Origin of the sequence: Streptomyces sp. NPDC088747 (genome assembly GCF_044751025.1) — a bacterium.
GTDB lineage: Bacteria > Actinomycetota > Actinomycetes > Streptomycetales > Streptomycetaceae > Streptomyces.
In genome coordinates, this window is sequence record NZ_JBIVKZ010000034.1 from 1 (window position 1) to 8,857 (window position 8,857).

Annotated in this window: 2 protein-coding genes; both read left to right on the top strand. The window is 68.8% G+C overall.

Annotated features, from left to right (window positions below; translation table 11 throughout):
* Positions 1–3,261, top strand: a 3,261-nt coding sequence (locus tag ACIP79_RS42270; protein WP_401233327.1) for a LamG-like jellyroll fold domain-containing protein, incomplete at its 5' end; no start/stop codon positions are given.
* Between the two features lie 70 nt (positions 3,262–3,331).
* Positions 3,332–8,857, top strand: a 5,526-nt coding sequence (locus ACIP79_RS42275) for an RHS repeat-associated core domain-containing protein (RefSeq protein ID WP_401233330.1), incomplete at its 3' end; no start/stop codon positions are given.

Sequence of the window (8,857 nt, forward strand, 5' to 3'; positions counted from 1 at the left end):
GTACCGAAAGCCTCCGCGGCTGACGTCACTTTCTCCGGGGGCGGTTCCCAGGACGCGCTGGCGAGCATCACCCGGGACGGAAAGACCTACCGCGTCGGCTCACCGTGGGCATTGCCCGTGCCGGTGTTGTCGGGCTCCACGGCGACGTATGCGGATGTCATGCCCGGGACGGATTTGGCCGTGCAGGCCACGCCGGACGGCTTCAGCGAGAACCTGGTGGTCAAGTCCCGGGATGCGGCCCAGGCTGCCGGACTGTCGAGCATCAGTTTCCCGGTGTCCGTCGAAGGTGTCTCCGCCCATGACACGGGCTCCGGCGGCGCCGCGTTCGTGGACGGCCAGGGGCGCCCGGTGTTCACCACGGGCACGGCCCTGATGTACGACTCCTCGAACGCCGTACCCGCTCCGGCCGCAGGGTCGTCCACGCTCTCCAAGGCGTCGTTCGCCGTCACGGCAGCCGCCTCGGAGGCGGCCGCGGACGCCGGCCCACTGGACGGCCCGGCCCCCGGGGCCAGGTCCACGGCCATGGATGTGACGGTCTCGGACGACGCGCTGACGCTGAAGCCCGACCGGTTCTTCCTCGACGACCCCGACACCACCTACCCCGTGGTGCTGGATCCGCAGACGGCGAGCGCGTCGCTGTCGGGCTGGACAACGGTGTGGTCGACTTCGCCTTCCACCTCGTTCTGGAAGACCTCGCACGCGCTGGGTGTCGGCTACGACGCGTGGGTCGACAACAAGAAGGCCCGTTCGCTGTACCAGTTCGACACCCACACTCTTGGCGGCAGGAAGATTCTCTCGGCGACCTTCACGGCGCTGGAGGTGTGGTCGGCGAACTGCACGGACAGGGCCGTGCAGTTGTGGCGTACCGGATCGATCTCGTCGTCGACGAAGTGGTCCGCGCAGCCGTCGTGGGCCGCCCAGGTGGACTCGGTGAGCACGGCGAAGGGGTACTCGTCCTCCTGCCCGGGGGGAAACGTTTCCTTCGACGCGACCAGTGCCGTCAGCTACACGGCCGGCCAGTCCGGCTCGACGACCACACTCGGTCTGCGAGCCGCCGACGAGAACGACGAGATCGCGTGGAAGCAGTTCGCCTCGCCGTCGGACACCAAGCCCACCCTGTCGGTGACGTTCGTGTCCAAGCCGAGTGCCCCGACCGGTGTGAAGATGTCGAACCCGAGCCTGGCGTGTGCGACCAGCCTGGGCACCGCCGCGGTGATCCGTGACACGACCCCCACGCTGGCGGCGGCGCCGAAGTCGGCGGACGGTTCGCAGGCGACCCTGCGCCCGAACTTCGAGGTGTACCGCTACGACGCGAGTGCCGCCGACCCCTCGGCCGGCTCCGGTAGTCCGTCCGCCTACACGGCCTCGGGCACCGCGGGGACGTGGACGACACCGGCGCTGACGAACGGGCAGACGTACTGGTTCCGGGCGCGCAGCCAGTACAAGTACTCCTTCGGCGGCACGACCGGCTACATGTATTCGGCCTGGAGTCCCGGCTGCTGGTTCCGGATCGACAGCACGGCTCCCGTACAGCCGGACGTGGATTCGACGACATACCAGGAGTGCGCGAACCCGGACACCCCGGATGACTGCACGGCCTACGGGGGTGTCGGCGCCCCAGCCGCTTTCACTCTCAAGGCCAACGGCGCCACCGACGTCGTCAAGTACACCTACCAGCTGAACGACAATCCGGTGCGGACCAAGACCTTCGCCACCGCGACGAGCAGCTATGCCGTGTCACTGGCTCCCGACGTGCGGGGCGTGAACACCCTCACCGTGCAGACCTGGGACTCGGCGGGCAACTCCTCAGCCAGCTACACCTACACCTTCAAGGTCGAGCCCGGCGCCGGTCCCGTCTCCCAGTGGTCCATGGACGAAGGCACCGGCACCACGGCCGCCGACGCCGTGGGCGGCAAGGCGGCAACCCTGGGCGGGGCGGCCACCTGGTCCGACCGCGCGAGGCTCGGCAAGGCGTGGCAGGGGGACGGCAGTTCCGCGTACGCGGCCACCACCTCGTCGGCGTTGGACACCACCAAGAGTTTCACGGTCGCGGCGTGGGCCCGGCTGACCGGCAACTCCCACAACGCCGTGGTCGTGTCCCAGCCGGGAACCACCGTGTCGGCGTTCGCCCTGTACTACTCGACCGCCTACCAGGCGTGGGTCTTCAACCGGACCGCCTCCGACACCGTTTCACCGACCACCACCCGGTCGATCTCCACCACCACTCCAGAAGTCGGCGTCTGGACCCATCTGATGGGCGTGTACGACGCGCAGGAAAAGACCGTCCAGCTCTTCGTCAACGGAGTTCCGCAAGGCGATCCCGTCTCCTTCACCACCCCCTGGCAGGCCACCAGCGGACTGCAGATCGGCCGGAGCGAGACCGGCGCTGTGTTCTCCGACTATCTCCCCGGCCAGCTCGACGAAGTGACCGCCTGGAACCGCATCCTGTCCGAGGAGGAGATCGCCGACCTCCAGTCGATGACCGACCCGGCTACGGGCCAGGCCCGCCCGGCACTGGCCGCCGACTGGACCATGGAGGAGACCTCGGGCACCAGTGCCGTGGACTCCTCCGGCTACGGCCACAGTGCCACTGTGGCCACGGGCGGCACCTGGACCACTGACACCGACGGAGGCAAGGGCAACGTCCTCTCCCTGGACGGGACGTCGACCGCCAACGCCACCGCCTCCGGTCCGATCGTGGACTCTCAGGGCGACTTCACCGTGGCCGCCTGGGCCAACCTGGACGTGGCCTCACTCGCCGACACCAGCGTGGCCCACCACCGGCGCATCGCCACCCAGTCCGGTGGTGTCCGCGACTCCTGGGGCCTGTGGTACGACCAGGCGGCGGGCTCGGCGCAGGGCATGTGGGTGTTCGGCCGAACCAACGCCGACACCACCGGCAGCGCGGTCGTCAAGGTGCCGGCCAACATCGCCTCCGCGCAACTGGTCGACCCGGGCGGGTGGACCCTGCTGACCGGCGTCTACGACGGCGCCCACCACCAACTCTTCCTCTACGTCAACGGAGTTCGCCAGGGCGCACAGGGCGACACCGACATGGACGACGACACCGGGGACGGCGCCGTCTTCACCTCGCCCTGGCAGGCCACCGGCACCTTCAACATCGGCCGCGGACGCATCAGTACAGGCGCCTACAGCGACTTCACCTACGGCCTGGTGGACGACGTGCGCGTGTGGACGGGCGTCATGTCTGCCACCGCGATCGACCAGATGTACGTCACCGAAGTGCCCATCCCTCTGTAACGCCAGCCGTTTTCCGGCAGGCGTCACAGAAAACCTTCAGCGGACTTTCACACGAACTGGGAGTGCAGTCATGGGTGGGCTACGCCGGACACGGCTGTGGGTCGTCGCCGTCACAGCGAGCGCCCTGGTGGCGACGGGGCTCGGAACGGCCCCGGCTGTCTGGGCGGCCGAGCAGCACGGACACCGCACGGTGGACGTGCCCGAAGCCAGGAACGGCACGGCCGTGCCCTTCAAGGCCAGGACGACGCCGTCGAAGGACCCCGCCAAGGCCGCTGCCGCTCGTACGGCCACGCAGGCGGCGAAGCCGACCCTCTGGCCCACGGCCTCCACCGCCACCCTGTCCGTGGCGGATACGGAGAGCACCGCCAAAACCACATCCGTCGGCAAGCTTCCGCTCAAAATCAGCGCACCGGCCAAGGGGGCAGCGCCGGCCAAGGTGACGGTCAAGGTCGCCGCACACGCGACCGCCACCGCCCTCGGCATCAATGGCACGGTGCTCTCCGTGTCCCGCGCCGACGGCCGCAAGGGCACCGGCCAGGCCCGGCTCACGCTGGACTACTCCGGCTTCGCGAACGCCTACGGCGGCGACTACGCATCCCGCCTCACCCTCGCCCGGTTGCCCGCCTGCGCCCTCACCACTCCCGCTTTGAAGGAGTGCGGGACGACGACCCCGGTCGCCACCACGAACGACGTCGCACACCACACCCTGACCACCACGGCAGCGGTCAGCTCTACGGCCGTCACCGCTTTCGCCGCGACCGCCACCGCCGCCACATCCGGCGCCGGTTCCTACCAGGCGACCTCCCTCAACCCCTCGGCCGCATGGAACGCCGGTGGCTCCAGCGGCGACTTCACCTGGTCCTACCCGCTGTCGGTACCTCCGTCCAACGGTGGCCCCGCGCCGAACCTGGCCATCACCTACGACTCGCAGAGCGTCGACGGCCGCCTGCCCTCCACCAACAACCAGCCGTCCTGGATCGGCGAGGGCTTCGACCTCTCCACGTCCTACATCGAGCGTTCCTACGACTCCTGTGACGACGACGGCCAGTCCGGCAAGAACGACGAGTGCTGGGCGAACGACAACGCCACCCTCGTCCTCGGCGGCAAGTCCAGCCCGCTCATCAAGGACACGACCTCCGGCGACTGGCACCCCAAGACCGACGACGGCGAACGCGTCACCCACTCCACCGGCGCCACGAACGGCGACAACGACGGCGAATACTGGACCGTCACCACCCAGGACGGCACCCAGTACGTCTTCGGCAAGAACCGCCTCCCCGGCTGGACCACCGGAGCCGCCGTCACCAACTCCACCTGGACCGCCCCGGTCTTCGGCGACGACTCGACCGAACCCGGCTACGACCAGGGCACGTCCTTCTCCGGCCGCGCACTCACCCAGGCATGGCGCTGGAACCTGGACTACGTCGTGGACCCGCACGGAAACGCGATGTCGTACTGGTACACCAAGGAAACCAACTACTACGCCAAGAACGGCACCACCACCGACAACGGCACCGTCTACGACCGCGGCGGCTACCTCAACCGGATCGACTACGGCATCACCGCTACGACGTTCTTCGGCACCGCCCCCGAGAAGGTCGCCTTCACCACCGCCGAACGCTGCCTGGTCACCAGCACGGAAACCTGCACCTCGCCCACCTCCGCCACGGCCGCGCACTGGCCGGACGTGCCCTACGACCAGATCTGCGCCTCCGGCAAGGTGTGCGACGCCACCGGGCCCACCTTCTTCTCCCGCAAACGACTCACCGGTGTCACCACCAGCGTCTGGGACGCCAGCCTGCCCACGCCCGCCTACCGGGACGCCGACTCCTGGGCCCTGGACCAGTCCTTCCCCGACCCCGGCGACGGCACCTCCGCAGGGCTGTGGCTGAAGTCCATCACCCGCACCGGCAAGGACGGCGGCACCGTCTCCATGCCACCGGTCACCTTCGGGGGCATCCAGCTCTACAACCGCGTCGACACCACCCACGACGACATCGCCGCCCTCGTCAAATGGCGCGTCCGCACAGTCACTTCGGAGACCGGCGCGGTCCTCACCGTCAACTACTCCGACCCCCAGTGCGTCGCCGGCACAACCATGCCCAGCAGCCCCGACGCGGACACCCTGCGCTGCTTCCCCACCTACTGGCAGCCGCCGTACACCGCCGATCCCCAACTGGACTGGTTCCACAAGTACCTCGTCACCCAGGTCACCGAGTCGGACCCCACCGGCGGCGCCCCGCTGAAGGAGACCGACTACACCTACAACGGCTCCCCGGCCTGGCACTACGACAGCGACAACGTCACCTCACCGGCCAAACGCAAAACCTGGTCGCAGTGGCGCGGATACGGCAGCGTCACAACCACGACGGGCGACGCCCAGTCGACCCGCACGAAAACGGTCGCGACGTACTTCCGCGGCATGGACGGCGACAAGCAGTCCGACGGCACCACCCGCACCGCCAAGGTCACCGACTCCACGGGCACCACGGTCACCGACTCCGATCCACTGGCCGGCACGGTCCGCGAATCCATCACCTACAACGGCAGCGCCGAGGTCTCCGGAACCATCACCGACCCCTGGCTCCACCAGACCGGCACGGACGGCACCCGCGCCTCCAACTACACCCGCGCCCGCACCGTCCACAACCGCACCGACCTCTCCTCCGGCGGCACCCGCAACACCACCGTCACCACGGACTACGACGACGCGACCGGCGCGGCCCTGACAGTCGACGACTCCGGCGACAACGCGGCAAGCGGCGACGAACAGTGCACCCGCACCACCCTCGCGAGCAACACGGCCGGCTGGCTGATGGCCTTCCCCATACGGGTCGAAACGGTCGACGTAGCCTGCGACGCCACCACCAGGCGACCGGACGACGTGGTGTCCGACGTCCGCACCCTCTACGACACCCAGGCCTACGGCACAGCTCCGACCCTCGGCGACGAGACCTCCACCCAGCGCCTGTCCTCCTACTCGGGCAGCAGCCCGGTCTACCAGACGGTCTCCACCAGCCACTTCGACACACAGGGCCGGGTCGACTCGGTCAAGGACACCAACGGCGCGACCGTCAGCACCACCAAGTACACGCCCACCACCGGCGGCCCGCTCACCAGCACCGTCACCACCGACGCCAAGACGTACGCGAGGACCACCACCTTCGACCCCGCCCGCGGCATCGCCACCGCCGTCGTGGACCCCAACAGCAAGCGCACCGAGTACACCTACGACGCCCTCGGCCGCGTGACCGCCCTGTGGCTGCCCAACCGGTCCAAGGCCTCCAGCCAGTCCGCGAGCCTCGTCTACACGTACGCGATCTCCAAGACCGCGGCCTCGGTGGTCTCCACCGGCAAGCTCAACAACGACGGCACCACGTACGACACGACGTACGCGCTGTACGACGCACTCCTGCGCCCCCGCCAGACCCAGACCCCCGCACCGGACGGCGGCCGGGTCATCGCGGAGACGAAGTACGACAGCCGGGGCCTGTCCGTCGAGGCCGACGCCGACTACACCGACACCACAGCACCGTCCGGGACGCTGGCCACCATCACCTCCGCCGTCCCCTCTCAGACCCTCACCACCTACGACGGCGCGGGCCGCGCCACCGCCGCCGACTACTATGCCAACGGCACCAAGCGGTGGACGACCTCCACGTCCTACGGCGGCGACCGCACCACACTCACCCCACCCCAGGGCGGCATCGCCACCACGACCCTCACCGACACCCTGGGCCGCACCACCGAGACCCGCCAGTACGACAGCGGCAGCCCATCCGGCTCCTACACCTCGATCAAGTACGCCTACGACGCGAAGAGCCGCCTGAAATCGGTCGTCGACGACGACGGCAACACCTGGTCCTACGGCTACGACCTGATGGGCCGCAAGACCAGCTCCACGGACCCGGACGCCGGCACCAGCACCACCGCGTACAACGAACTCGACCAGGTCGCCTCCACCACGACCGCTGTCGGTACCTCCCAGGAGAAGACCCTCAGCTACACCTACGACGCCCTCGGCCGCCGCACCGACATGTACGACGGCGTCACCAAGGACGCCGCCCACGAACTCACCAAGTGGACCTACGACTCCCTGGCCAAGGGCCTGCCCACCTCATCGATCCGCTACGTGGGCGGCAGTTCGGGCAAGGCGTACATCAGCCAGGTCGGCGCCTACGACTCCCTGTACCGGCCGACCCTGACCCGGGTCACGATCCCGTCGGTCACCGGTGAAGAGGCCCTGGCAGGCTCGTACACATCGACGATCGGCTACAACCTCGACGGCACCGTCCAGCTGACCTCCGACCCGGCAGCCGGCGGCCTGCCCGGCGAATCCCTCGAGTACGGCTACAACAGCCTGGGCATGCCGACCACGCTGAACGGCGCCACCGGCTACGTCCAGAAGACGGGATACACCAAGCTCGGCGACATCGGCCAGCTCACCCTCGGCGTCTCCCCCTCCGACACCGCCAAGTGGCTCCAGATCACCAACACTTACGAGGACGGCACCCGCCGTCTGAAGCGCGAACTGGTCACGGACGACGCCCAGACCGCCCCCGTCCAGGACACCGCCTACACCTACGACGACTACGGCAACCCCACCCAAACAGCCACGCACGCCGACGGCACCGACGACGTCCAGTGCTACCGCTACGACGGACACGACCGCCTCACCCAGGCCTGGACCGCTACCGATGGCTGCGCCGCCGACCCGTCGACAGCCGTCCTGGGCGGCCCGGCACCCTACTGGCAGAGCTTCGCCTACGACGACCTCGGCAACCGCAAGACCCAGACCGACCACGCAACGACAGCCGGAGCCGACGACACCACCACCTCTTTCACCTATCCGCCGGCCGGCACGAGTCAGGCCCACACCCTGACCTCGTCAACGACGACCACCGGCACCACCACGACCAGCAACTCCTACACCTACGACGCGACCGGCAACACGCGTACTCGTGTGCTGGACGGCAAGACCCAGACCCTCGACTGGGACGACGAAGGCCACCTCGCCAAGGCCACCAACGCCGACGGCACGTCCGTGTCGTACCTGTACGACGCCGACGGCAACCGGCTGCTCTCCCGAGACGACTCCGGCACCACGCTCTACCTCGGCGACACCGAAGTCCGCCTCGCCAAGGGCACCACCACGACCACCGGCACCCGCTACTACACCTGGGCGGGCCAGACCATCGCCGTCCGCACCAGCTCCGGCAGCCTCCAATGGCAGGTCACCGACGCCCACGACACGGCAGAGACGGCCGTCGACGCCACCACCCAAACCATTACACGCCGCCGCCTGGACCCCTTCGGCAACCCCCGCGGCACCCAGCCGACCACCACTGCATGGCTCGGCGACAAGGGCTTCGTCAACGGCATCCAGGACACCACCAGCGGCCTCACCCACCTGGGCGCCCGCGAATACGACCCGACGATCGGCCGGTTCATCTCCGACGACCCGGTTCTGGAACTGACCGACGCCCAGCAGATCGACGGATACACGTACGCGGCCGACAACCCACTCACCGGCAGCGACCCGAACGGGCTCATGCGGGTGTACGAGACGGGCGGCGGAGACGGCACCGCGTCGGCC